Raw genomic sequence first — 23,895 nt, 5'->3', positions numbered from 1 at the left:
GCTGGCAGATCGAGGCAGCCCCGGACGAACACACGGAAATGCGGTGATCAACCCGCGCATCAGAGTTTGCTCAACCGTCGTCTTGACGGCTCTGCCTCCGGCCCTGCGCAATCGCTCTATCGTTAAGTGCCCGGATCGTTGCAGGGAGCGCATTGTTGCGTTCAAAGCCTTTGACAACGAACATCAGAGTTGACCTTTGTGGCAGATGATGTTCGCTCCCGCCCCTCTGCACCGCCTGTTCCCGCTCCCCCAGTGTCAACAGGTTCACCGCCGCTACCAGCTTGGCATCCCTGTCCTCAACCCGAAGGATGAACTCGTCGATGTTACCGTCACAGACTTGGTGGAAGGCGTACCAGATCTGGCTGCCGCGCATGTTCATATCGTCGAGGTCGAGGAGCGTAGGGACGGGCGAAAGGGCATGCTGGCAGACTAGGAGGAGAACTTCTGCGCTCCCTGGATCGCCTTCCGCGAGGGTGGCCAAGAGGTTGCCCTTTGTGGCTGTTGCGGACAACCGTGCCCGTTCCGTTTTCACACCCGCCCAATTCCCCGTGATTTGAGGGAGCAGCATACGATCCACGGGGAACTCCGTCTATCCCTCGAAAGGGATCTTTGTCCTAGCCGCGTTGTTTGAAGACGACCTCGTGCAAGGAGGCATGCGTTGTTGCTATCGGCACCACCCTTCTTGGCTCGTTTCCAAGATCAAATCTGACGAATTTTCCTCGGCGCCGAAGAGGCTAAAGGCTCCTCATGTCAGTTACTTACCAAGCCATTGGTGGTCTCTGCTACCGAATGCCGGATCAGAGTCTGGTCCTCGACAGCGAGGCAGCAGAGCCGATCAAAGGATTCAGTGGTCACGGCGCTGGCGCGACAGGAAGTCAGAGAAGCCGGCATTCACCTCCGTTGACCCAGTCCCTTAGGTTCCCACCGGACCAAAACGGCTGAGACCAACCTATGCTATGCTAAAACGTTCTGTATAGCAGGGCAGCATGTCTCCGTCCTTGGCCGCCCTCCTGATCCGTAAGCTCGAGCAGTCCGACACCCTCTCGGACGAGGGAAAGCAGGTGCTCGAATCCGCCATCGCGCGCACAAGGACCTTCGCAGCCCACGAGGATCTGGTGCGCGAGCATGAGCGCCCGTCGTCCAGCACCCTTCTCCTGGAGGGCTGGGCGGCGCGGTACAAGGTCTTGTGCGACGGCCGCCGCCAAATCCAGGCGCTCCACATCGCCGGTGACTTCGTCGACCTGCACAGTTTCCCTCTGAAGATGGACCACAGCGTTCTGGCGCTCACCTCTTGCCAGGCCGCTCTGGTGCCGCATCAGGCTCTGCGCGAGATCACGGACAATTACCCGCACCTCACACGCCTGCTCTGGGCCAGCACGTCATTGACACCGCCAATGGCAGGTGGGGCTGGGGCGCCAATCGGCCACCGAACATCTCGCCCATCTGCTTTGTGAATTGGTCATCCGTCTCCAGGTGATTGGCCATTTGATTATCAGTGCGCGCGTCTCTGCGACAGGCTATTATCTGAACGTGGGAGTTCAGGAACGAGAGGCGTCAGATGCCCCGGTACTACTTCAACACAGCCTTTCCAGGCAGGTTCATCCCGGACCATTACGGGCACGAACTTCCCGACCTCGCCGCGGCCCAAAGCAAAGCCCGCACCTTGGCTCAGCAGATGCTCGCCCGCGGTGACCATTGGCGCAAAGCCGAGTTTTACATCATGAGCGACGGGCAAGAGGTCGCCCGGGTGCCGTTTGCAGGACCTGAGGCGCTTCCTCTGAACGGCCCTGCTGGAATCATGTCGCCTCGGGCGCAGGGGTTGCGGCGCTCGGTTGCGACGACGAGGCAATCAGGCTGATTGCCCTTGAGCCCCCCGCCCAGGGATGCTTCGCTGCTCCCATGAGCGCTGATCGGAATGACGCGCTTCATGGGTGAGGAGGGAGAGGCGGTCGGTCGTGCCGGTCAATCTTCATCGACGCTGTCACGGTACAGACCCGCTGGTCGCGCTCGTCCCGTACCTCGATGACCACGTCAGTGGTATCGCCCTTCGCCAGCCGGCTCGTTCCAATCTCCGCCGCCGAGCGGGCCGCGCCGTGCACGGCGGCGTCCAGGCTGGCGAACTCGGTGCCCTCGTCATCGCGGACGAGTTCCGGCCCATCATAGATGTCGAGATAGTAGCGGGGCACGGCAATCTCCTCTTGCACGGGATGACGCCTGACCCGCGGGAGGGTTTCGACGCTGAGACTAAAAGCCTCCCCTCTGGTCCTGAGGGCAGGCGCTTACGCGCAAGTTACGGCAAGTTACGGTCGGTCACGGTGATTGCTATCCAGTCGGGGCCTGTGCTGCGTCGGCGCCGGGCAGCAGGCGCTGGTAGAGACTTCGGATCTTGCCGTAACATTCGCAGGTGGTCTCTTCGAGCCCGGCCCGATCGATCACGGTGATGCTGCCGCGGCTCTGCCGGATCAGCCCGGCAGTCTGCAGCGTGCGCGTCACCACGCTGACGGTGGAGCGCTGCACCCCCAGCATTTCGGCCAAAATCTCGTGCGTGAGCGGCAAGACCTCCTGATCCGTCCGATCTTGCGCCATGAGGATCCAGCGGCAGCAGCGCGCCTCGACCGGATGCACGGCATTGCAGCTGAGAATTTGAAACGTCTGGGCCAGCAGGGCCTCGCCGTAGCGCTGGAGCAACCGGCGCAGCTTGGGGTTGGCCTTCCGCACCTCCTCCAGGCGCTCGACCAAGATGCGCGAGGCGGTGCCGGCGATATGCACGACGTAGCGGCCGAGGGCTTCCCGCGTCACGAGCGCCCGGCCCAGAACGCCGCCCCGCCCGAACAGCGCCACCTCGACCGTGCCGCCATCCTCCATGATGTTCACGAGCGACACGACGGCATCGTGCGGGAAATAGGCATAGCAGAGGGGATCGCCGGGCTCATAGAGCACTTGGCCGCGCGCCAGCTCCACAAGGTCGAGGTGAGGCTCAAGCGCCGCAAGGTCCGCCGCCTCCAGGCTGGCCAGGAGCCAGTTCGCGCGATGAGTTGCGTCGGGGACCTTAGGCATAGGGAGGATTCCACCCACAAGGCATAACGCGGCTGAGGGCGGATCGGCTCAGCGTGTCCGGTTCCGTCAACAACCTTCTTGGAATCACACCTCCTCAAACAAGTGAAGTCTTCAAGAGGCCAATCACCTGAGCCATCCGGTTGGGCTTCGGGATCACGATGCCTCCGGGCACAGGCTGCATCTGCTCCGCATAGCCTGCCAGAGACAGGACCGGGAGATCCGGGAAGCGCGCGCGGTAGGCTCGAGCCACCACCCGGCCATTGGCCTCCGGCAGACGAATGTCGGTCAGCAGGGCCTCCACGGCGAGGCCCACTTGCAGGAGAGTCAGAGCCTGCCCGCCCCTTGCCGCTGCGAGGACCTCGTATCCGGCCTCTTCTCAGCCCGTCACGGCCATGTCCCGCACGAATGGGTCGTCTTCGACGACTAAAACTGTGATCGGGCTCGGCGGCATGATGGGCGTACTAGGGCGGCTCGCTCACCTCATCAAGCGGATCCGGTGCCATAAGGGTCTTCCGTGAACGACGGCCCGCTGCCGGGTGTTTGCGGTTGAGGCCGCGGCTGAGCCGATCACAAGCCGTCTCGCGGTCGCGAGGGATCGGGGCGGCTCAGGCGCGACCTCTGCCGGGCGGATCGCCGCAATCCAGCGTGAGCTTAGCCGAGGATGTGAAACAGATAAAAGCCACGAAAGCGCACGCCGGTGGCGGCGGCGCGGGCCTGGAAGCCAAGCGGTGGTGTCTCGTACGGGCGAAGTGCCCCATCAAACAGCCAGTCCGCGGCACCGACAAAGCCGGGCACCGGCCGATCCTCGGGCACGGCACAGACGAGCTGCGGCCGGAGCCGGTTGCGGAACAGGTTATAGGTGCAGGTCCGGAGCTCTGCCGTGGCGAGCCGTGGCCGATCGATCACCGTCAAGCTATCCGCCCCCCATGGCTGCGGCCAGCCGGCTGTGCCCCAGGATTTTGGCAGGATTTTGCTCCCGTCCGAGCTAACGGCCCTGGGATCAGCGCGACAACCGGAAAGCAGGGCAGACAGGCCTTGCACACTGCACCTGTGGTGCTGGAGTCCCACCGCCCGGCCGTTGAGCTCCTCCCCTCCCGGTCTTGAGCTTCCCGCTAGAGTGAGACCCGGTCAAGTTGGCCGAGAGGGGTCAGTGCATTGTTGTGAAAGAGAGGCTCGGCCTCCCGCAAAAAGCTGTCCACGCGCGTCAGCGGTCGCCGCGCCCGAAGCCCGGCAGACCCGAAGCCGCCGCGCCATCATCAAGCGCTGGAGGAAAGCTGAGGGCCGGTTCATCGTCTGTCCAGGCTGCGAAGGGCTGATCCCGACATAGCATCCCTGCGCCGTGCCGGCATAACCATTCCAGGAAGGCCTTCTCGCAATGCCGTATTCAGGGTCAGCCGCTATCGCGGCGAGGCCGGTGGGTATGTGCCGGGCAACAGACGCTGATAGACGCGCCGGATCTTGCCGTAGCACTCGCAGGCGGCCTCTTCCAGCCCAGCCCGATCGGTCACCGTGATGCCCCCGCGGCCCTGCCGGATCCGCCCCGCCCTCTGCAGCGTGCGGGTGACCGCGCTCACGGTCGAGCGTTGCACCCCTAGCATGTCGCTCAACAACGCGTGCGTGAGCGGCAACGTCTCCTGCGCTATTGGCCTGAGTTCGCGCAGAACGGCAAGGCCGCGATCACCGTGCGCCAGCTCCTCGGGCACGCGGCCGGACTGGTCCTGGTGGATGAGACGCTGACCCTCGCCAGGATGCATGACCTTGATGACATCGCGCGCCGGCTCGCGCGCCAGAAGCCGGCTTGGCCGCCGGGCACGCGCCACGGCTACCACAGACAGGGAGGTTGTCATGGATCGGTCGGATCACGCTGGACCAAGGACTCCCTCTGAAAGGGTGTTGGGCATCTCCTGATTTTTGTGCATCATGGCCTCACGCACGAGGACAAAACGAGGAAGCTGCCATGGGCTCATCCCTCGGCCACGCCGCGCGCATCGCGCGGGCGCTCGACAGCTCAATGGCGGCGCGCTCGCCCATCGCTGCTTCATGGCATCGGTCTCTCATGCGCTACGGTCTTGACCCACTCGACGCGCGGCCGCCGCTGACCTTGAGCGCCGCCGAGTTGCGCGATGCACGCCAAAGCATAGAGCCTTTGCTTGATTCCGCACAGGCCGCCCTCGATCGGCTGTTCCAGGCTGTAGGCGATGCGGGATGTTGCGTTCTTTTTGCGGATCGCAAGGGCGTGCCGATCGATCGCCGCGGCACCGCCGCGGATGATCGGACTTTTGCCGCGTGGGGGCTCTGGATTGGAGCGGTGTGGAGTGAAGAGGCGGAGGGGACCAACGGCATCGGGACCTGTCTCGCCGAGGGCAGAGCGCTGACAATCCACCGGGACCAGCATTTTCATGCCCGCAATACCGGCCTAAGCTGCACAGTCGCACCGATCTTCGATCACACCGGTCAACTGGCCGGCGCACTCGATGTCTCTTCCTGCCGAGCCGATCTCACTGAAAGCTACGTCGGCCTGATTGCGGCTGCAGTGGCTGATGCCGCCCGCCAGATTGAGGCACTGAACTTCCGCAGGGCTTTCCCGCAGACGCGCATTATCCTGGCTGACGGTTTGTCTCCGGGCAAATTGGGGCTGCTTGCCATCAACCAGGACGATGTGATCGTCGGGGCCACCCGCGCCGCTCGGCTGACTTATGGCATCACGGATGCGAGGATTGCAGCCTTGCTGCCGGCGCAGGAGGTGCTTGCCGATGATCCGGCGCCGGATTTGATGGACGCCGAGCGGAGCGCGCTCCGGCGGGCGCTGGCCCGAGCCCGGGGCAACGTCTCGGAGGCCGCGGCCGCGCTGCAGATCAGCCGGGCCACGTTGCATCGCAAAATGAAGCGCTTGGGAGTGCGGCGCACCGGATGAGGTCGGCAGCCAGTGTCGCAGATCTGCGACACTGGCTGCGAGCGATCGCATCACCTGGCAGTGACAAGCGCGCCTGAGGCGCCGATCCTGATCCGAAGACGCCACCGACGGCGCGATCAGGAGGAAACCAATGAACAAGCCAGAATTCCTTACGCTATCCAAGACCCCGTTCAAGGATCGTTACGGCAACTACATCGGCGGGCAATGGGTCGAGCCGGTGAACGGCAGGTACTTCGAGAATACCTCGCCCGTGACCGGCAAGGTGGTCTGCGAGGTCGCTCGGTCCGATAAGGACGATGTCGAGAAGGCGCTCGATGCGGCTCATGCAGCCAAGGACGCCTGGGGCAAGACCTCGCCAGCCGCGCGGGCTCTGATCCTGAACGAGATCGCGAATCGGATGGAGGCGAATCTCGACCTGCTGGCCCAGGCCGAGACATGGGACAACGGCAAGCCGATCCGTGAGACGACTGCCGCCGACATCCCGCTCGCTATCGACCACTTCCGCTACTTTGCATCCTGCATCAGGGCGCAGGAGGGATCGGTTGCGGAAATCGATCACGATACGGTCGCTTACCATTTCCACGAACCGCTCGGCGTCGTGGGGCAGATCATCCCCTGGAACTTCCCGATCCTGATGGCGGTCTGGAAGCTGGCTCCGGCTCTCGTTGCCGGTAACTGCGTCGTCCTGAAACCTGCCGAGCAGACACCGGCCTCGATCCTGGTCTGGGCCGAACTGGTCGGGGACCTGCTGCCACCCGGCGTTCTCAACATCGTCAACGGCTATGGCCTTGAAGCCGGCAAGCCGCTGGCCTCCAGCTCCCGCATTGCCAAGATCGCCTTCACCGGTGAGACCACCACCGGCCGCCTGATCATGCAGTACGCGAGCCAGAACCTGATTCCGGTGACGCTCGAACTCGGCGGCAAGTCGCCGAACATCTTCTTCAGCGACGTGACGGCCGAGGATGACGATTACCTGGACAAGGCCATCGAAGGCTTCGTGATGTTCGCCCTCAACCAGGGCGAGGTCTGCACCTGCCCGAGCCGTGCGTTGATCCAGGAATCGATCTACGACCGGTTCATGGAGAAAGCCCTCAAGCGCGTTGAGGCGATCAAGCAGGGCAGCCCCCTCGATCCAACGACGATGATCGGCGCCCAGGCCTCCAGCGAGCAATTGGAAAAGATCCTCAGCTATTTCGACATCGGCAAGCAGGAAGGTGCCGAGGTGCTGACGGGCGGCGAGCGCAACAACCTGCCGGGCGAACTGGCCGGCGGCTATTACGTGAAGCCGACTGTCTTCCGCGGCCACAACCGGATGCGCGTCTTCCAGGAGGAGATCTTCGGGCCCGTTGTTTCCGTCACGACCTTCAAGGACGAGGACGACGCCCTGTCGATTGCCAACGATACCCTCTACGGCCTCGGCGCCGGTGTGTGGACCCGCAACGGCAATCGTGCCTATCGCTTCGGCCGCGCCATCCAGGCAGGCCGCGTCTGGACGAACTGCTACCACGCCTATCCGGCCCATGCCGCCTTCGGCGGCTACAAGCAGTCCGGCATCGGCCGCGAGACGCACAAGATGATGCTCGACCACTACCAGCAGACCAAGAACCTGCTGGTCAGCTACAGCAGCAAGGCTCTCGGCTTCTTCTGATGCCTTCGGAGCCTGACGCGGGCGAGGGGCAGCGCCCGATCAGATCAGGCTCTCGCCACGGCCGGGGCGCGGCACGCTGCGTCCCGGCCCAATCATCAGGGAGGGAAAGAATGAGTAACGCCGACATTCTTCGCGTCACTGCAACACTCGCCGCGCTCGACCTGATCGCGACATTGCAGAACGAATACGGCCCGGTTCTGTTCCACCAATCCGGGGGCTGCTGTGACGGGTCCTCGCCCATGTGCTATCCGCAAGGCGATTACATTGTCGGAGACGAGGACGTGCGCTTGGGCACCATCGGCGGAGCGCCGTTTTACATGAGCCCGTCGCAATACGAATACTGGAAACACACCCGGCTGATCATCGACGTGGTGCCGGGCAAAGGCGGCATGTTCTCGCTCGAGAACGGTCGCGGCGTCCGCTTCCTGACCCGGTCGCGCCTCTTCTCTGACAACGAGGCGAGACATCTCGAACTGAAGGAGTGGCTTCGGAGGCGGGGGCGATCTTCTCGGCCGAGGCCGACCTCTCGGCGACATCGTCAGCTTCAGCAAGGAAGAGCTCGTTGAGGGCGTCGCACTCAGCTCTGAACTCTTGAAGCTCCGTCACCGGCGTCACCTAAAACCCTCACGATCATATCAGGACTGCTCAAACGAGGAGGAACCGCATGACAAAGGTGATGAAGGCAGCTCTGGTTCGGGAGCTTGGACGACCACTGACGATTGAGGAGGTCCCAATCCCCGAACCCCGTCCCGATCAGATCCTCGTGCGGATGGCCGCCAGCGGCGTGTGCCACACCGATCTTCACGCGGCCAAGGGCGACTGGCCCATCAAGCCCATTCCGCCTTTCATCCCGGGCCACGAGGGCGTGGGCACCGTGATGGCTGCCGGGCGCGACGTGAAGCGCTTGAAGGAAGGGGACCGGGTCGGCATCCCATGGCTGCATACCGCTTGCGGCTACTGCCCTCACTGCCGCACCGGCTGGGAGACCCTGTGCGGTTCGCAGCAGAACACCGGCTACTCCGTCAATGGCAGCTTTGCCGAATACGCGGTGGCGGATCCCAACTATGTCGGCCGTTTGCCCGACAGCCTGGATTGGGGACCGGCTGCGCCTCTGCTCTGTGCCGGCGTCACGGTCTATAAGGGATTGAAGGAGACCGAGGTCAAACCTGGCGAATGGGTGCTGATCTCGGGCATCGGCGGCCTTGGCCACATGGCCGTGCAATACGCCAGGGCCATGGGCATGCGGGTTGCGGCCATTGACGTTCATCCGGAGAAGCTCGCGCTGGCGCAGTCCCTGGGGGCTGAGATCGCGATCGATGCCAGAAACTCAGATCCTGTTCAGGAGTTGCAGAAGACGATCGGCGGGGCTCATGGCGTTCTTGTGACAGCCGTGTCTCCCGCCGCGTTCGAGCAGGCCTTTGGCGTGCTCCGTCCGCATGGCACGATGGCGCTCGTCGGCCTTCCGCCGGGCAAGTTCGCGATGCCAATCTTCGACACGGTTCTCAAGCGCATCACGGTGCGCGGGTCCATTGTCGGAACCCGTCAGGATCTCGAAGAGGCCCTGGACTTCGGCGGCAACGGAGCCGTCCAGGCCCACTTCTCCTGGGACACGCTCGAAAACATCAATCATATCTTCGAGCGCATGGAGGTCGGTCAGATCGACGGCCGCATCGTTCTGCAGATGCAGTGAGACGCTGGTTCTCGCCGGGGCGGCATGATTGGGCTCTGCGGACAGCTGTGTTGCACGGATCGGATTGTGCACGCATTGACTGCACCCGTAGCCCGAAATCCGTCCGCCCCGCCTAAACAAAGACGTAGGGTGGGCTGAGTGCGCTCACCGACCGATCTGTGCAACACAGCCCAAACTCGAGCTAAGTCAGTCGGGAGCACCAGATAAGCAGTGAACGGCGGGTCATCCTGGCCCGCCCTTTTCTTTTGGGCTGCTCGTGGCTGATATATCGGCTGTGGGGAGGGGAGCCGGGGCCGATCTTCAAGCCTTTGTTCAGGCCCAACCTAGAAGATAAAGAAGTCGGCGTGCGTCACCTTCAGCCTCGGTGCAAGCTTGCTTACCGCGATCGCCGCCGTGGGGCCGATGCCGTCAGCATCGTAGGAGAGCACGCCGGTACTGCGGTTGTAGATGATCCGGTCGTCCTCATCGTGCGCGCCGCTGCCGGTCGAGAAAGCCGACGTGGCCAGTGCGCCGGTCTGCGCAAGACCGGTGAACATCAATTGTGCCAGCCGGATGGTGTCGTCGGCTGGTTTGAAATCGCGAATGCTGTCGGTGTAGGCCGGGCTGGGAGTGGTATCGAAGATGAACGTGTCTCGTCCATCGCCACCTGTAAGAGTGTCTTTGCCTAATCCACCTGACAGGACATCATGACCGCTGCCGCCAATCAGTTGATCCGAACCATTGCCGCCCGAGACTGTGTCATTGCCGGCAAAGCCACCGAGCCGATCACCTTTAGAACTACCGGTGATCGTGTCCTTGCCGGCAAAAAGAGTCCGCCCAACTTCAGCAGGAGCTTTGTCGCCCCAGCTCATGACGGTTGTGACGGGTATCGAAATTTTGGAGATGGACACGACGAACTTGTCTTTAAGATAAAAGTCCACGTCCTTGACGGTACCGGCCGTCAGTGGCCCCCAGGATGTGCCCTTGAAGCCCTTGCCATAGAGGGTCGCATAGCTACTGTCGATGAACTGAACATAGGTGCTTGAATACAGGAAAGACCCATCAATCACGAACAGGGGCAGTTTCGTCGTGTCGATGCGTGTGTCGTAAGCCGATACAGTCGCCAAGTTCCTGCCCCATTGTCGGATGGCTTGTCAGGCCATCATAATCCATTCCGAGATTGAAGCGGAACGCAGCCGGCGTCGCCGGGAGTCAATCTTTGTGACAGGATTAGCAGGGGCGGCTACGACGGCCAAGGCGGTGTGAAAATAAGCCGCAAGGGCACTGTCGGCGGCTCAACAAGCTCGACAGATCGTGGGCTGCCGGTTATGAAACGCTGCTCGGCGATCGCACGGGAGAGGCGGTGGCGCAGATGCCGGATCTGAACTCGCGCACAAGAGAGCTCAGGAGACCGCCTGGGAGTCGGCCGATCGCCTCTCGGTTTTGCTGGAGCGAGTAGACCGTGATAGGAAAGTTGACCAAATAAAGTATAACTTACGGTGCGGGCTGCGGGAATTTTAAGTCCGTAACACCGACGACAGATCCTTGGGGCAAGACAGATGAAAACCTATTGCGAGTTTACGTTCGAGGCCGCGCACTCGGTGGCTCCCTATTCCGGGCTGCATGGACATACCTTCATCGTCAAACTCACGTTCGGTGGAGCCGTCGACGAGATCTATGGCTGGCCGGTCAATCTCTATGAGGTCGAGAACTACATCAAGGAAATCAAGGGCGAGCACGGATCGGGCCTCGATCACGGCAATCTCGATCTGAACCCTGAGATCGGCATCGCCTCTCTCGAGAACGTCACCACCTATATCTGGCGGCTGGTGAAGGCGCGTTTCCCGAACCTCGAAGAGGTTGAGCTCAAGCGCGGTATGCCCGGCTCCTCGGAAGGCTGCATCTATCGCGGCGAAGCTGCCAGCAGCAGCCTCGCGGCTTAGCGTAAAGCAAGGCCGACGATGTGGCATGACCTCTATCATGCCACATCAGGCCGGCCTGCCCTTCATCCATCCTGCCATCCACCGTGGCGCATTCTTCGCGGGGTTCGCTGACCGCTGCGACGCCGGTACGGCAAAGACACAATCGTAGGCCCAATTGAATCCGAACGCGTAGCCGACGAAGACCAGAGCGAACGCCACATCCATGAAGAAAGGCATGGAGAAGGCTGATGCCGAGATACCACGCCATGAGCGGCGTCAGCATGGCCAACAGCCCGGCCTCAAACAAGACAGCCTGCAGGACGCGCATGGGAATGCTCTTGTGAATCCCGCCGGTCATCCGCTGGTTGATGGTATCGAAAACCAAGTCATAGAGGTACGTCCACAGGGTTGCGATGAGGGCACAGGCCATCCTGACCACGGTGAGATCCGCCACGGGCATGCTGAAGGCCCACGCACCGAGCGGTGAGATCAGAGCCAGGCCACCGAGCTCAAAGCTGATGGCGTGACGGGTGCGATCCCAAGGCGAGCGCGTGATCAGGAAGCCTCAAGAGACAAGGGCGGGCTGAGCCGCTCGGGTGCGGCAGGCTTACCCTGATCATGCCCGGTCGAGGGTGGTGCATTCCTGCAGGAACTCGCGCTTGGGCTCGGCATTCTCCGCCATCTCGCCCCAGTAATAGGTGCTGACCATGCGGCTGCGGTGACTGGCGCGCACGCCGCGCTGGGTCTTGCACATGTGCACGGCGCTGATGCGCACGGCCAATCCGCGGGGAGAGGTCATGTCCAGGATGTACTGGCCGATCTGCTTGACCAGCTCCTCCTGGATCTGCAGGCGCGCGGCAAAGTACGCCACAATCCGGTCGTACTTGGACAAGCCGATGATCGTGCCGTCGGCCGCCGGCAGGATGCCAATGTACGCCGCGCCATAGATCGGCATCAGGTGATGCGCGCACAGGGAGCGCAGCTCAAGTGGCCCCGTGACGATGAGCTGATCATAGGCCTGGGCGTTGTCGAACTCGGTGATCGTGGGCGGGGCGGTGTAGCGGCCCTCCAGGAGCTCTTCGACATACATCTTGGCCACCCGCTGCGGCGTCTTGCGGGTGTTGTGATCGTTGGCATGATCGATGCGCAGGATGTCGAACAGCTCCTCCAGCTTGCGGGCGGCGGCGGCGATCATCGCCGCGCGCTCGGCCTCTGTCAGAGGCTGGTCGAGCGCCTCGTTGCAGAGGCGTGCGCGCTTGAGCTGGTGAGCGTGGAAATTCATCATAGGGGCCCCCGGCAGAGTTATTTTTTAATGGGCGTTGCGTGGTCGACGAGATGAGTCGCCACCAGGGCGAGCGCCAGCCCAGCCAGGATCACGACCATTGTCAGGGTGATGCGGCTTACTTTCTCGTAACGCGCCAGTCGGGCCTCAATGAGGTCCACCTTCCGCTGCTTCTCAAGCTCGTAGCTTTTCATGTCTTGCCCCACGACAGCAGCCATATCAGCCGATGGCTTGCATGGGAAGATCGTCCGTGGATTACGCGGAAGCGCCTTATGGACCGCGCACAGGCGATGCGGCGAAACTGCCGTGACCTGTGAGGCCGCTCTTCTTGAACACCCACTTGGCAAAAATACGGAATGATAAAAAAGTCCTTTCATAGACAATAAAGTTTGAGCAAAAATAATAAAGTTCTTACAAATTTCACCTCCTGGTTGCAGCTTCTCAGTTAAGCCGTGCGGCCTTCCCCATCAGGTTTCCGGCATCATTGTAGTAAGCAGCGGCCTGTTGCACGGAGCGGCGTTGTGACTGTTGCATAGCTTCTTCCACCGTGCACTCCGCGTCAGCCGGCGAGATAGCCCCCCAATCCTAATCGAGCGCTTGACAAACGATAGGGAGTCCAAGGTCTCCTGGGAGCATAGGCTCAAGAACGACAATCGACGAACTCCACGCGGTATAGGCGGATATTCTTGCGCTTTTAGGAAGCTTACGTTACGCCATCCCTCAATAATGATAGATGATGAGGGGCACCACATGAGCATTCCACCTAACGTATCTGTTGCTCATTTTGAACAACTTGGTCCGGGATTGCCGCATATTCCCGGCGTAGTAGGCAGTCTCATCAATCAAGGCACATTTTCCGACGGCTCGGTCAGCTTCATAATCATGATGACAGCGCCGGCGCCAGAGTTGTCCGCCAGTGACTTCGCACTGGTTCGAGCGGATGATGCAGACGCAACCATCTCGGTTGAGCCCATTGATGGCGACTACCCCGGACGCGAGTTTCGGCTGACGCTCCACAACTTCACGGGCGACGGTACGCTCATCGTAACGGCTGCTGACCCGTCGAGTTCAAACTGGCCAACGTTCCCGACACTTGCCATCGATACAACCGCCCCAGAGCTTCTCAGCACCCGGTTTACGACGCCCTCAGGGAATTTTGGGGCTGGGGCACAGATCGTTCTCGAAGTCACCTTCAGCGAGCGTATTGGTGTCAAAGGCGCTCCAGTCCTTGAGTTAAGCAACGGCGCGCTGGCAACATATTCGGGCGGCTCCGGAACGGGGAAACTCCTGTTCACATATACGGTTGCGCCGGGAGATCAGGCGAGCGATCTCACTGTGACCGGCTTCCGTCCAAACGGGGCGCAAACGGACGATGTCGCCGGAAACGCCGTCGACTGGAGCCATCTCCACCTGCACAGCCATGGAACGATCAATGTCGATGGGGGGACCGGCGCGCCGGTCGTTACGGCCTTCAGCGTCCATTCCAGCAGCGGCAGTGGTGAGGTGCGTGCCGGAGACACGATCACGTATACGCTGCAAACGAGTGCGCCTGTCGTTTCACTCTACGACGATAACCAGCTTCCGCCTGCGCTTGAGCTCAGCAATGGAGACTGGGCCGAGTATGCCGGGCCCGATGCAGACGGCAACATGACCTTTGCCTATACCATCCGCTCCAATGATCCTCTCGGCGCCTTGACGGTTGTCGGCTACGATGCCGGGGGAGCTCGCGTTCAGACGCCGCACAACGTCGGCGTAACGCCGGAGGCGATGCTTGTTGGCACCCAGGGCTTCTCCGCCCTCGCAACGGGCGATCTGAATGGGGACGGGCAAGTCGATATCGCCCTCGCAAGCCTCTCTTCCAGGCAAGTCAGCGTGCGGCTTGGGAACGGCGATGGGAGCTTCGTATCGAGCGGCCCAACTCTGACCCTTTCCTATCGTCCCACGGCCATAGTGGTGGCGGACATCAACGGCGACGATATCGATGACGTCATCACGTCGAGCAAAAGCGAGATCAGCGTGCTGCTCGGCAATGGCGATGGGACCCTGCAAGCCCCTGTGACGTCAAACGTGACGGACGATGCTGGAGCGTCGCTTATTAGCATCAACAAGATGGATGTTATCGACTTCGATGGCGACGGCAAGCTCGAGGTCTACGTCAACGGCATCGCGACAAAGCAGTTTGAAGGCACGACGGGCGAGAGCCTGTCCGATTTCTACAACTACACCTCCTTGCGGGTCCTGCACTGGGACGATGGAGCATCCAGGCTTACGCCTGATTCGAGATTCAGCACAATGCCCCTGGGTGGCGGGAGCTTCGTCTCCTTCCAGGACTTTGACGGCGATGGACGTTTGGACGCAGCCGGAGCCAGCGCTTCAGCAAATCCGGCGGTTGGTTACTCCCCTCCGGAAATTGTCTATGAAGACCCCGTCACCGGCGAGGCGATCACAACGGGTGGTAGCCAAGAGCCGCTGACCTCTTTCAGCATCAGCTACGGTCTGGATATCTTCTCCAACACGGGAGGGCAGATCTTAACCCGCTCCCCTTGGTCTATGGGAGATCGAGCGTATCTCGCTACCTATGATACCCAGTTGATGCCAACTGTTGCGACGACGGGCGTGCTGAGCGCCGAGGGCAAGCCCGCTTTGATATCGGCCGGCAAGAACTTCCTCAACGTGATCAAACTGGCAAGCAATACTCAGTATGAGACTTGCACCTATCAGACGCCGATTGAGTTGCTGCATAGTGTCAAGACAATCGACATCAATGGCGATGGTCATTTGGATGTGCTGCTAGGAGGCTTAGGTACCCTTTCGGATGGCACATCTACGGCCCTCATGAGCCTTTTTCTCAATTTTGGGGATGGTCGGCTCACGCACGGATCCACAATCGATGTGGGCGGGCTGGGCGCTCTCGCTCCGCTGAGCACGAATGAAAACAGTTTCGCCATTGATGACGTCAACGGTGATGGACGGCCTGACATCCTGCTTGCGGACCGGTTCACGGGTGCATCCGTCATGCTGAACCTATCAATGCCATCCTCGGTCTTGGATCTCTCCGGGTTCGCAGCAGCCATAGCCGACCAAGACTCGCTTACCGTCGTTCAACCGAGCAGCCCCCCACCTGACACACCCGAGTTCCCGCAGGTTTCACCCAACGAGCAGGGCGGGCGCAACATCACCATCACCGATCCGAGCCAGCTCACGGCTGCTCTCGGCACCAGCGGCATCGACACGGTGTTCTATGCCGGGTCCGGTACGGTCACTCTGCCGGAGACTATCGATAACCTCGTGCTCACGGGCACGGCGACGGGCGGCACTGGCAATTCCCTTGCCAATGTCATGCAGGCCTCCAACCAGAGTGCAATGCTCAAAGGACTCGGCGGCAACGACAAGCTGTATGGCAGCAACGGCAATGACACCCTCGATGGCGGAACTGGCAATGACGTTCTGATGGGCGGCGGCGGTCGCGACGCCATGTCCGGCGGGACCGGCAGCGATACTTATGAGGTCAACTCCCGCTACGATCGCGTCGTGGAGGGTCGCAGCGCGGGCGCTGATACCGTGAAGAGCTCCATCAACCACACGCTCGGCTCCAATGTCGAGAACCTCATGCTGACAGGTGGGGCGAAGAGCGGTACCGGCAATTCCCTTGCCAATGTCATACGTGCTTCGGATGTGAGCGCGACACTGAAGGGGATGGCCGGAGACGACAAACTGTACGGCGGCGGCGGCCATGATCGTCTCGATGGCGGCAGCGGTAACGACCGCGTCAGTGGCGGAGCCGGCAAGGACACCCTGATGGGCGGCAGTGGCGATGATGTGATCTCCGGTGACCTCGGAGCCGATCGCCTCGCTGGTGGTGTGGGGCACGACACGTTCGTGTTCAACACCGCACTTGGCAAGGGCGAGGTTGACATAATCGTCGGCTTCAACCCGCTCGAGGACGCGATCGTTCTGGAGAACGCCGTCTTCAAGGCCGTTGGCGGGCGCGGCGCGCTGGACTGGGATGCATTTCGCTGGGGTAACCAGGCGCTCGATGCCAATGATCGTATTCTCTACGATGCGGCCAAGGGCACGCTGTCCTACGACGCCGACGGCAGTGGTTCGGGCGCGGCGGTGCAGTTTGCCAAGGTTGATCCGTGGTCATGGCTGAGCCTCGACGATTTCAGGATCATCTAGATCCAGGCCGTCCATGGTGAGCCATTGGCTCATACGTGTTTGGGGCAGGCTGGAGTGCACCTTGAACTCCAGAGTGCCCCGCATCTCCCAGGGGCGTTGTCACATCAGGCAAGTAAAGGCCCTTTGGGCCAGACGCCGGCTGGCCAAGAATTAGGAGCGCTTGGTCGAGACCGGCGAGACGCCGCTTGACCTCGCCCCATGAAATTGCCCCGCTTGCTTACCCGTTCCGCGGAAGCTCGGCACCAATTCAGCTAAGTCATTGAGAGGCTTGGTGGAGCTGAGGGATTCGAATCCCTGGCCTCTACAGTGCGGTTGCAGCTGTTCTTGCGAGAGGGCTTGGCTGCGGGTCACCATTGTGGCCGCGAGTAATCGTTCGCGCAGAAGTTGCCGTTTGTCGAAACTTTGTTGTTTCTGGCTGAGGCGCGTCTGGTTCGGAAAGGCTGAATGGTAAAAACTTTAGCTTTTTTGGGGCTTCAATAGCAGGATCAAAATCAAGGACTTAGAGCCCCATTTCGCCCAAACTTTATTGTGGAGCCATAAAAAAGAAGCGCCCGTCGTCTCAAACGGGCGCTTTAAGGGTCGGCCCGTGTAGATGTGGGGCAAACGTATGGGACCGATAGAACCCATGCTTAACGACAAGCATGCTGCCTGACGATTACCGCGAAGCGGTATCTGGTCAGGACACTAAGCTGATCGCATTAGACGCTGCGAATGTCGCAGAAGACGCTTTATGAGCGGTTATCCGCCGGATTAGCCCTGCGTCACTACCTCCCTTTGCCAGCAAAGAGTGGTGGCCCCGAGGTGTAATGTGAGCGCGGGCCATGAGCCCAGCTCCTCAAGGGCCGTCCTGACCGAGCAGAGTTCAAGAGTACCCATGCCTCGTATCGATGAGAAGGGAAACTGCCGAGGACTGATTGGCGGTCTCCGGCTGCCCCCCAGAGCCTGGTATGTGTTGCGGCGAGAGAACATCAACACGTTGAACAAGCTGAGGGCTGTTGCCGACCGGCTGGAACAGTTCCACGGCGTTGGCCCTGAGACGGCACGAGCTATCAGAGCCGAGTTGGCGCGTGTTGCATCTGCAGCCGATGGCAGTTCCTGACAGCAGGCAGGCCGATGAAATCTTACCGAACCGGCCAGAAAGGGCCAAGCTCGGGGGACATCCATGCCTAACCCCAGATGGGATCGCATCGGGGGACCGATCCGGGGGCTGCGTTTGCCTTTCCAGACTTGGGAGGCTTTGCGCCAAGAGGGCATCACGAGCTTGGACCGGCTCAGGGCTAACGCTGACCAGATCCACACGCTGCCGGGCATCGGCTCCAAGACGGCGCGACTGATCCGGGAGGAACTCGCTCGTGTGACAGCCTCGAGGAAGGCCCCTGACTAGCCCAGACTCCCTCCTTGGATCGTCCTTTCCGGGAAACCCTTTTTGACAAGCTAAGGAGCAGTGAAGGGAAGCCCTCTAGGCTTGTGGCAAGGACGACCGTCCAGGCAAGCCCGCGTGCGGAAATCGTCCCGGACGAAGATCATGGTAAATAATTCCGATGATCCCTTTAATAGACGGGATGGGGTTGCATTTGATCGCATTAGGAAGAATTAGCTAGCCGCGCTCGCGGCAGGCGAGTAAAGAGCTAGTGTAACGGCGGTTAGCGACGACCTCGCCAATCAACCGAATACTGATCAAAACTTCGCGCAATGGATCCTCAATGAATCCCGACAGTCGTCTCCCAAGCAACGGGGCAGAGTTTGGTGCTGAGTTGGCAAAAGCCTTGACCCGGAAGCTGGGGCCCAGCGCCAGCGCAGACTTGATCCACCAGCAACTTCGCATTTTGGATCTTGCTGTTTCAGAAACCATGGCGCAGCAGAGGCAGATCATCGCTCCAGTTCAAGCGTGGGCGTGGATCCAGGCGGCGTATAAAGCCGCCGAGCAGCAGATAGACCAGTTCAAGCGGGTCGCCCAGCGAGCCGCAGAAACCAAGCATTAATCGCATGGAACGGGCTTTACGGAACTGTTGGAGCCTCCTGCGGTCCATTCAGAGGTCCGCAAAGCCCCGCTGTCGCTGGGCGTGAGCCCACGTCTCCAGCGCCTGCGCGGCCTCGACCTCACGGAGAAGATCTCGACCTTCTCCTGGCCTTTGGAGCCCACAGCACCCCAGTTGCGCACCAGCCGGATCGTGCCGAACAGGTCGCGTTCGATCATCCGGCCGAAGAACCGGGCCCTACCCTGCTCCGGATCGCGCCGATAGAGCACCAGGTGGTGCCGTGCGGGCAAGCGGGCGTCGGGCATCGGGCCCGTCGTTCCTTACTCGGGTTTGCCCTTCTGGAGTGTCTCCTCCATTTCGCGCATCATCGCCTGCTCGATGTCATCGAGATTGACTTTGACGGTTTCTCCATCGGCCTGTGCCTTGGCCCTGGTCACCGGGTCCTGCTTGGCCTTCGGCCGATGGATGGCCATCCGGGCCTGGGCGGGGAGGCGGCCATCCAAGATATCGATCAGGCTGTTGAACTCCCTAAAGGCGCTTATCGGGAATAGGCCACATGGCCTAAGTGACATTCCAAGCCTTCCACCAGATCCTGTGTGGATCACCTCGCTTCCAGGTAGAAAGGGGGCAGTTGTGAAACCGCGCTGGTCAGTTGCGCTCATAGGAATGTTCATTGTGCCACTGTTCGGAATAGCAGCTGTAATGGCATTAGCGGCACTCGGGCTCGTTTCATGGCGTTCCAGCGAAGTGCTGCCTTATCTTGCTTGGACGCCGGTCGCGCTTGGGGCGATCTCCTGCCTTTGGCTCCCCATCAATCCGTGGGCACGGGCCGGAATCACGATGGTCTACACACCGCTTATGGCCATCGGAAACATCGCAGTCCTGTGTACGTTCGGATGTTTGCGCTTCGGTGAATGCCTATAGCGCAGGCGCACACGATCCGTGAGTTGAAGACAATCCCATGAAACAAACAGCGCCTCGCTACACATTCGGCGAAGCGATCCTGGCAGCGCTCATTGGTTCGCTCATCTACTGTGCCGTTGCTGCACTGCTCGTGAAAGGCACTCGCGAGTTCATTGGGACGTTCATCGCGTGGCTCAAGATAGTCCTGCCCATCGCCATGATAGGACTACCGCTCGTTGGGGTGCCGCTGGCGCGTGGGCTGAGGCGGATCCGCCAGGATGGAGTGCTCCAAGCCATGGTTCTAGGCGCTGTCACAGGCGTTCTTGCGTGTTTCGTCGTCGTGTCCGCGATGGCGTTTATCGCCATTAGAGCTGAGGATACCTCAGCAACCCTCGGAGCCGTACTCTTCCATAGCCTCAAGACGACTGCGAACCTGAACTTGAAGTATGGAGCCCCAGGCAGCGCGCTAGCCGCTGGGCTCTTCACCACCATTTCCCAGCTTCGAGCCCATTGCAGGCACAGTTCGCCGTTTTCAGCCCGTGTTCCATAAAGCTTCGAACCGACATTGCCCGGCTCCATCGGTATAGGCAAAATGATCAGGCCGAGGACGACGGCACAGGCAGCAATCGGGCGAAGATCTGGCGGATCTTGCCGTAGCACTCGCAGGCGATCGCTTCGAGCCCAGCCCGGTCGGCGATGATGATGCCGCCGCGCTGCTGGGTGATCAGACCTCGCCCCTGAAGGGTGCCTAGAGAAGGGTGCCTAGAGCGGTGCTGACCGTGGAGCGTTGCACGCCCAAAAACTCGGCCAGATCGGCATGGGTCAGGGGCAGAAGATCCCCCTCCGCCCGATCCCGTGTGCTGAGGATCCAGCTGCAGCAGCGGGCCTCCACCGTGTGAAGCGCATTGCAGGAGACGGTCTGGAAGGTCTGGGCCAGCAGCGCCTCGGAGTAGCTGAGGATCAGCCGCCGCAGCTTGGGACGGGCCGTCATGGCCTTCTGCAGCGAGCCTAAGGCGATGCGGGAGGCGGCGCCGGACGCAAGCACCTTGTAGTGCCCGAAGGCCTCCTGCGAGACAATGGCGCTGATCAGGCCGACCAGCCCCTCCCGTCCGCAGGACGCCACGCGACGAACTCGCCGTCCTCCTGACGTTGATCAGGCCCACGATGGCATTGTGCGGGAAGGAGGTGTGGCGGATCGTGTCGCCCGCTTCGTAGAGGATCATGCCTTTCGGCAGCTCCACGATCTCCAAGTCCGGCGCAAGATACGCCAGATCCTCAGGGTCTAAGGTTGCCAGGAGCCAGTTCCGGCGGTGATCGGCCTTCGACGCTGAGGGTGCCATGACAGCCTTCCGATCCCACTCAGAGCCCAACAGTACGGGTTTCTCCGGCCGCCCCAGACAAGATCGCGAAAGGATTACCGGCTGTTCCGGCGGGCCCGGAAAGGTGCGCTTCACTGACCCTTGACACGGCAGAGCCGTGCCGCGTCGAGATCATCCTCCGAATACGCTGAAACGCCACCCGATCCGGTTCCATAAAGCTTCTCGGAAATTCGCCGTCTTCCTTGGCAGTGAGCGACACGACCCTCAGTCGGGAGTAGAATGGTCAGAGTAGCGTTCCCCGACGCTCCCATGAGCGCCGCCAACCCGTCATGAGGGAGAGCGGCCTATGTCTCTCAAGCTTGATCTCCTTGCGGCCCTGCTCTTGGTTGGCTTTGAGCCGCCCGCCGAAGCCCACGACATCTACTCACAACTTAGGGACTCCAGAGGCGTGAGTTGCCGCAAAGAGCATGATTGTCGGCCAGCTCCTTATCGGGTCACGCCGACAGGAGTGCAGATGTTCATCTACAGCGAATGGTTCGACGTGCCAGATGACAAAATCCAGTATCGGGCCCTGCTGGGCGATACTGGTGAGACTGCTGGGGGACACTGGTGCGGACGTCCCCGCGACTGGCAAAGCCCTCGAATGGTCCTAACCTACTGCGCAGTATTGCCGCCACAGGCTGCCTCAGTAGCACGGTCGCCCTTTGCTCTTCGCGAAAGTCGCATCCCGCCTGTTCCATAAAGCGTCTTCGCGGAATTACGCGTGTAGGCGCAAAGTTAAATTGTCAGCACTGAGCAAAGTCAAGGTTCTCCCGCACTTTACGTGCTGTCCGGACCGACACACGCCCGGTAATCTCTTGAGAGATTTTGCAAATGTCGGGGTCGTTGCTGGCGACGTGCACGAGCTACGGCGAGAGCGGCCTGCAGCCTGAAATACCAAACACATTCAATACTCTGCGCTACAAGCGACCGCGCAAACAGCACGCAAAGTGCGGGAGAACCAAAGTCAAAATGTCAGTCTCCTGCCCTTCGGGATCGAGGCACGGAGGCGGCAGATCTGATGGGCATGGTGCTGATGAGCAAACGAGAACTCAACCGGATCGACATCCTGGCCCGCCTGGAGAGCGGCCGTCTCACGCCAGCGGCGGCTGCCGAACTGTTGCGGGTCAGTGAGCGTCAGGTCTACCGCCTGCAGCGCCGCTTTCGCGAGGACGGTCCAGCCGGGATCGCCGACGCGGCCGCCCCTCCAACAGCCGGCTGCCGGAAGTCCTGCGCGAGCATGCCGTCAGCCTGGTCCGGCAGCATTATGCCGATTTCGGCCCGACGCTGGCGGCTGAGAAGCTCGAGGAGCGCCACGCTCTGCGGGTGTCTCGCGAGACATTGCGCACCTGGATGATCCAGGCTGGGCTCTGGCTGCCGCGGGCCGAGCGCAAGCGCTTTCACCAGCCGCGGCATCGCCGCGAGCACCTGGGCGAGTTGATCCAGATCGATGGCTGCGAGCACCGCTGGTTTGAGGATCGTGGCCCGCCCTGCACGCTTCTGGTGTTCGTGGACGATGCCACCAGCCGCCTGATGGCCCTGGGCTTCGTGCCGTCGGAAAGCGCCTTTGCGTACTTTGAGGTGCTGCAGCGCTATCTGCAGACACACGGCAAGCCGATCGCTTTCTACTCCGACAAGCCTGCCATCTTCCGGGTCAACAAGGAGGAGGCGGCCAGTGGCGATGGCATGACCCAGTTCGGCCGGGCGCTGGCAGAGCTCAATATCGAGATTATCTGTGCCAACTCCAGTCAGGCCAAGGGACGGGTCGAGCGGGCGCATGCGACCTTGCAGGATCGGCTGGTCAAGGAGCTGCGGCTGGCCGGCATCAGCGATCGGGAGGCGGCCAATGCGTTTCTGCCCGGCTTCATGGACGACTTCAACCGCCGCTTTGCCAAGGCGCCCTTCAGCGACAAGAATCTGCACCGTCCGCTGGTGGAGCATGACGATCTGGATGATGCTTTTGCCTGGAAAGAAGAGCATACGGTGACCTACAACTTGACGCTCCAGTACGACAAGGTGCTGTTCATCCTCGAGCCGAACGGGTTCACGCGACCGCTCGCCCGCCAGCGTGTGACGGTCTACGACTATCCGGATGGCCGATTTGCGATCAAGCACAATGGCCTCTCTCTGCCCTACCGCATCTACAACAAGCTGCGTCAGGTCGACCAGGCGGCGATCGTCGAGAACAAGCGCTTGGGGCCGATCCTGGCCTATGCCGCCGAGCGTCAGAAAGAGCTCGACATGAAGCGCAGCCAGAAGGCTCCACGCCGGCAAGGGCAAGGCAAGAGTATCTTCAAGGTCGGATGAAAGTTGATCTGAATGTCGGATTGATCCAGTCCTGCAACCCTGACCAGCCGTTCTGGACCAATCCAACACGACGGAGCCTTATGACTGGTGATTTACTGATGACATCTCTAACGAGGACAAACAGGGACTTGTCTAACGAGTTCTGACAGTTATCAAGTTATATTACGCTGATAACCATGAACTTCCGCGCCGAGATTGCATTATGTCCTGAAGGAGATATAGTCTATATCTAGACACGAGGGCAACGCCATGGCACAGCCGCTCAAGAACCAAACGGAAGCTGCGTCACAGGCTCTCCCTCACCTCGAGCAAGCGCGCTTCGAGCCTGCCAATCGGAGGCGCCTGAGCGCTCCCGGCATGCGTACCTTCCTGGCCATTGCCGACCTATGGGCCCTAACCGAGCAGGAGCGCCTCCGGATCCTCGGGTACCCGGCGCGTTCGACCTATCACAAGTGGGCCAAGCAGGCCCGTGAACACGTCGATTTTACCCTAGATGTTTAATCCCGGACTTTGATGGTGCAATCTTTTCGCATGAGTGGAAGGAAGCACTATGGGGGCAGGTTCTACACGGCAGCGCCACGACGACAGAGGCAATCCGTCGAGCAATACAGAATAGTCAAGAGAGCCTGAGGGCGCTCTCCAGGCGTTACAACATCAACCAGAAGACCGCCGCCAAG

At 61.0% G+C, this 23,895-nt stretch carries 24 protein-coding genes and 3 pseudogenes; 15 read left to right on the top strand and 12 right to left on the bottom strand.

Annotated elements, in window-relative coordinates:
- Positions 1-205: 205 nt before the first annotated feature.
- From ACS5Q1_RS35540 to ACS5Q1_RS35530, 3 genes are all read left to right on the top strand, one after another.
- Positions 206-433, top strand: a complete 228-nt coding sequence (locus ACS5Q1_RS35540) for a hypothetical protein (RefSeq protein WP_473102650.1) — start codon at positions 206-208, stop codon at positions 431-433.
- Between the two features lie 553 nt (positions 434-986).
- A complete protein-coding gene (locus tag ACS5Q1_RS35535; protein ID WP_473102649.1) occupies positions 987-1,454 on the top strand; it encodes a Crp/Fnr family transcriptional regulator in 468 nt (155 codons plus the stop codon).
- 104 nt (positions 1,455-1,558) lie between these two features.
- Positions 1,559-1,858 carry a DUF6894 family protein gene (locus tag ACS5Q1_RS35530; RefSeq protein WP_473102648.1) on the top strand — a complete coding sequence of 100 codons (300 nt, stop codon included), beginning with the start codon at positions 1,559-1,561 and terminating at the stop codon, positions 1,856-1,858.
- A 67-nt stretch (positions 1,859-1,925) separates the two neighbouring features.
- Here the strand turns inward: ACS5Q1_RS35530 and ACS5Q1_RS35525 are convergent, their stop codons facing one another.
- The 5 genes from ACS5Q1_RS35525 to ACS5Q1_RS35505 form a co-directional block, all read right to left on the bottom strand.
- A complete protein-coding gene (locus ACS5Q1_RS35525) occupies positions 1,926-2,186 on the bottom strand; it encodes a DUF6894 family protein (protein ID WP_473102647.1) in 261 nt (86 codons plus the stop codon).
- A 136-nt stretch (positions 2,187-2,322) separates the two neighbouring features.
- Positions 2,323-3,057, bottom strand: a complete 735-nt coding sequence (locus ACS5Q1_RS35520) for a Crp/Fnr family transcriptional regulator (protein ID WP_473102646.1) — start codon at positions 3,055-3,057, stop codon at positions 2,323-2,325.
- A 94-nt stretch (positions 3,058-3,151) separates the two neighbouring features.
- A complete protein-coding gene (locus ACS5Q1_RS35515) occupies positions 3,152-3,358 on the bottom strand; it encodes a response regulator (protein WP_473102645.1) in 207 nt (68 codons plus the stop codon).
- 350 nt (positions 3,359-3,708) lie between these two features.
- Complete coding sequence (locus ACS5Q1_RS35510; RefSeq protein ID WP_473102644.1) at positions 3,709-3,963, bottom strand: hypothetical protein; 255 nt, start codon at positions 3,961-3,963, stop codon at positions 3,709-3,711.
- A gap of 491 nt (positions 3,964-4,454) precedes the next feature.
- Positions 4,455-4,811 (bottom strand): helix-turn-helix domain-containing protein, encoded by a 357-nt coding sequence (locus tag ACS5Q1_RS35505; protein WP_473102643.1) that lies wholly within the window; start codon positions 4,809-4,811, stop codon positions 4,455-4,457.
- Between ACS5Q1_RS35505 and ACS5Q1_RS35500 the strand changes: the two genes are divergently transcribed.
- The 5 genes and pseudogenes from ACS5Q1_RS35500 (at position 4,740) to adhP (ending at position 9,309) form a co-directional block, all read left to right on the top strand.
- On the top strand, positions 4,740-4,943 hold the full coding sequence (locus ACS5Q1_RS35500; protein ID WP_473102642.1) for a serine hydrolase: 204 nt from the start codon (positions 4,740-4,742) through the stop codon (positions 4,941-4,943). The two genes, ACS5Q1_RS35505 and ACS5Q1_RS35500, sit on opposite strands and share 72 nt — an antisense overlap.
- Positions 4,944-5,014: 71 nt before the next feature.
- Entirely contained in the window at positions 5,015-5,971 is a 957-nt protein-coding gene (locus ACS5Q1_RS35495) for a GAF domain-containing protein (protein ID WP_473102641.1), read from the top strand.
- A 130-nt stretch (positions 5,972-6,101) separates the two neighbouring features.
- A complete protein-coding gene (gene adh / locus ACS5Q1_RS35490) occupies positions 6,102-7,619 on the top strand; it encodes an aldehyde dehydrogenase (RefSeq protein WP_473102640.1) in 1,518 nt (505 codons plus the stop codon).
- A gap of 110 nt (positions 7,620-7,729) precedes the next feature.
- Positions 7,730-8,089 (top strand): annotated as a pseudogene (locus ACS5Q1_RS35485) (DUF779 domain-containing protein); the annotation flags it as partial.
- A 194-nt stretch (positions 8,090-8,283) separates the two neighbouring features.
- Positions 8,284-9,309: an alcohol dehydrogenase AdhP gene (adhP, locus tag ACS5Q1_RS35480; protein WP_473102639.1), complete on the top strand. Its 1,026-nt coding sequence runs from the start codon at positions 8,284-8,286 to the stop codon at positions 9,307-9,309.
- A 323-nt stretch (positions 9,310-9,632) separates the two neighbouring features.
- Here adhP and ACS5Q1_RS35475 read toward each other — a convergent pair whose 3' ends face one another.
- Positions 9,633-10,415: a calcium-binding protein gene (locus tag ACS5Q1_RS35475; protein WP_473102638.1), complete on the bottom strand. Its 783-nt coding sequence runs from the start codon at positions 10,413-10,415 to the stop codon at positions 9,633-9,635.
- A 432-nt stretch (positions 10,416-10,847) separates the two neighbouring features.
- On the opposite strand from ACS5Q1_RS35475, the gene ACS5Q1_RS35470 reads away from it, so the two are divergent.
- Positions 10,848-11,231, top strand: a complete 384-nt coding sequence (locus tag ACS5Q1_RS35470) for a 6-carboxytetrahydropterin synthase (RefSeq protein ID WP_473102637.1) — start codon at positions 10,848-10,850, stop codon at positions 11,229-11,231.
- Here the strand turns inward: ACS5Q1_RS35470 and ACS5Q1_RS35465 are convergent.
- The 3 genes from ACS5Q1_RS35465 to ACS5Q1_RS35455 all read right to left on the bottom strand — a co-directional run bounded on the left by ACS5Q1_RS35465 (position 11,155) and on the right by ACS5Q1_RS35455 (position 12,686).
- Positions 11,155-11,700, bottom strand: a complete 546-nt coding sequence (locus ACS5Q1_RS35465) for a chlorhexidine efflux transporter (RefSeq protein ID WP_473102651.1) — start codon at positions 11,698-11,700, stop codon at positions 11,155-11,157. The two genes, ACS5Q1_RS35470 and ACS5Q1_RS35465, sit on opposite strands and share 77 nt — an antisense overlap.
- Positions 11,701-11,826: 126 nt before the next feature.
- Positions 11,827-12,495 carry a GTP cyclohydrolase I gene (gene folE, locus ACS5Q1_RS35460; protein WP_473102636.1) on the bottom strand — a complete coding sequence of 223 codons (669 nt, stop codon included), beginning with the start codon at positions 12,493-12,495 and terminating at the stop codon, positions 11,827-11,829.
- Between the two features lie 17 nt (positions 12,496-12,512).
- The gene (locus ACS5Q1_RS35455) at positions 12,513-12,686 is read right to left on the bottom strand and encodes a hypothetical protein (RefSeq protein ID WP_473102635.1); all 174 of its coding nucleotides are present in this window, start codon (positions 12,684-12,686) and stop codon (positions 12,513-12,515) included.
- Positions 12,687-13,242: 556 nt separating this feature from the next.
- On the opposite strand from ACS5Q1_RS35455, the gene ACS5Q1_RS35450 reads away from it, so the two are divergent.
- The 3 genes from ACS5Q1_RS35450 (at position 13,243) to ACS5Q1_RS35440 (ending at position 18,653) form a co-directional block, all read left to right on the top strand.
- On the top strand, positions 13,243-16,671 hold the full coding sequence (locus ACS5Q1_RS35450; protein WP_473102634.1) for an FG-GAP-like repeat-containing protein: 3,429 nt from the start codon (positions 13,243-13,245) through the stop codon (positions 16,669-16,671).
- Positions 16,672-17,833: 1,162 nt separating this feature from the next.
- The gene (locus tag ACS5Q1_RS35445; protein ID WP_473102633.1) at positions 17,834-18,055 is read left to right on the top strand and encodes a helix-hairpin-helix domain-containing protein; all 222 of its coding nucleotides are present in this window, start codon (positions 17,834-17,836) and stop codon (positions 18,053-18,055) included.
- A gap of 319 nt (positions 18,056-18,374) precedes the next feature.
- A complete protein-coding gene (locus ACS5Q1_RS35440) occupies positions 18,375-18,653 on the top strand; it encodes a hypothetical protein (RefSeq protein ID WP_473102632.1) in 279 nt (92 codons plus the stop codon).
- On the opposite strand, the gene ACS5Q1_RS35435 is transcribed toward ACS5Q1_RS35440, so the two are convergent.
- The gene (locus ACS5Q1_RS35435; protein ID WP_473102631.1) at positions 18,650-18,955 is read right to left on the bottom strand and encodes a WGR domain-containing protein; all 306 of its coding nucleotides are present in this window, start codon (positions 18,953-18,955) and stop codon (positions 18,650-18,652) included. The two genes, ACS5Q1_RS35440 and ACS5Q1_RS35435, sit on opposite strands and share 4 nt — an antisense overlap.
- 15 nt (positions 18,956-18,970) lie before the next feature.
- Positions 18,971-19,153, bottom strand: coding sequence for a hypothetical protein (locus ACS5Q1_RS35430; RefSeq protein WP_473102630.1), 183 nt, complete (start codon positions 19,151-19,153; stop codon positions 18,971-18,973).
- Positions 19,154-19,611: 458 nt separating this feature from the next.
- Between ACS5Q1_RS35430 and ACS5Q1_RS35425 the strand changes: the two genes are divergently transcribed.
- Positions 19,612-20,103, top strand: a complete 492-nt coding sequence (locus ACS5Q1_RS35425) for a hypothetical protein (RefSeq protein WP_473102629.1) — start codon at positions 19,612-19,614, stop codon at positions 20,101-20,103.
- Positions 20,104-20,301: 198 nt separating this feature from the next.
- Here ACS5Q1_RS35425 and ACS5Q1_RS35420 read toward each other — a convergent pair whose 3' ends face one another.
- Positions 20,302-20,676 (bottom strand): Crp/Fnr family transcriptional regulator, encoded by a 375-nt coding sequence (locus ACS5Q1_RS35420; RefSeq protein WP_473102628.1) that lies wholly within the window; start codon positions 20,674-20,676, stop codon positions 20,302-20,304.
- Positions 20,677-21,932: 1,256 nt separating this feature from the next.
- Between ACS5Q1_RS35420 and ACS5Q1_RS35415 the strand changes: the two are divergent.
- Positions 21,933-23,218, top strand: a pseudogene (locus ACS5Q1_RS35415) (ISNCY family transposase).
- 249 nt (positions 23,219-23,467) lie between these two features.
- A pseudogene (locus ACS5Q1_RS35410) lies at positions 23,468-23,716 on the top strand (hypothetical protein); the annotation flags it as partial.
- Positions 23,717-23,895 lie beyond the last annotated feature (179 nt).

It is taken from the genome of Microvirga sp. GN3 (assembly GCF_055792825.1).
This window is presented reverse-complemented; position numbering and strand designations above follow the sequence as displayed.

Bases quoted from the DNA above. Each gene is read 5' to 3' on its own strand.
- ACS5Q1_RS35540 (WP_473102650.1), top strand. From the start codon at position 206: ATGATGTTCGCTCCCGCCCCTCTGCACCGCCTGTTCCCGCTCCCCCAG.
- ACS5Q1_RS35535 (WP_473102649.1), top strand. From the start codon at position 987: ATGTCTCCGTCCTTGGCCGCCCTCCTGATCCGTAAGCTCGAGCAGTCC.
- ACS5Q1_RS35530 (WP_473102648.1), top strand. From the start codon at position 1,559: ATGCCCCGGTACTACTTCAACACAGCCTTTCCAGGCAGGTTCATCCCG.
- ACS5Q1_RS35520 (WP_473102646.1), bottom strand. From the start codon at position 3,057: ATGCCTAAGGTCCCCGACGCAACTCATCGCGCGAACTGGCTCCTGGCC.
- ACS5Q1_RS35505 (WP_473102643.1), bottom strand. From the start codon at position 4,811: ATGCATCCTGGCGAGGGTCAGCGTCTCATCCACCAGGACCAGTCCGGC.
- ACS5Q1_RS35495 (WP_473102641.1), top strand. From the start codon at position 5,015: ATGGGCTCATCCCTCGGCCACGCCGCGCGCATCGCGCGGGCGCTCGAC.
- adh (WP_473102640.1), top strand. From the start codon at position 6,102: ATGAACAAGCCAGAATTCCTTACGCTATCCAAGACCCCGTTCAAGGAT.
- adhP (WP_473102639.1), top strand. From the start codon at position 8,284: ATGACAAAGGTGATGAAGGCAGCTCTGGTTCGGGAGCTTGGACGACCA.
- ACS5Q1_RS35470 (WP_473102637.1), top strand. From the start codon at position 10,848: ATGAAAACCTATTGCGAGTTTACGTTCGAGGCCGCGCACTCGGTGGCT.
- folE (WP_473102636.1), bottom strand. From the start codon at position 12,495: ATGATGAATTTCCACGCTCACCAGCTCAAGCGCGCACGCCTCTGCAAC.
- ACS5Q1_RS35455 (WP_473102635.1), bottom strand. From the start codon at position 12,686: ATGAAAAGCTACGAGCTTGAGAAGCAGCGGAAGGTGGACCTCATTGAG.
- ACS5Q1_RS35450 (WP_473102634.1), top strand. From the start codon at position 13,243: ATGAGCATTCCACCTAACGTATCTGTTGCTCATTTTGAACAACTTGGT.
- ACS5Q1_RS35445 (WP_473102633.1), top strand. From the start codon at position 17,834: ATGCCTAACCCCAGATGGGATCGCATCGGGGGACCGATCCGGGGGCTG.
- ACS5Q1_RS35440 (WP_473102632.1), top strand. From the start codon at position 18,375: ATGAATCCCGACAGTCGTCTCCCAAGCAACGGGGCAGAGTTTGGTGCT.
- ACS5Q1_RS35435 (WP_473102631.1), bottom strand. From the start codon at position 18,955: ATGCCCGACGCCCGCTTGCCCGCACGGCACCACCTGGTGCTCTATCGG.
- ACS5Q1_RS35425 (WP_473102629.1), top strand. From the start codon at position 19,612: ATGAAACAAACAGCGCCTCGCTACACATTCGGCGAAGCGATCCTGGCA.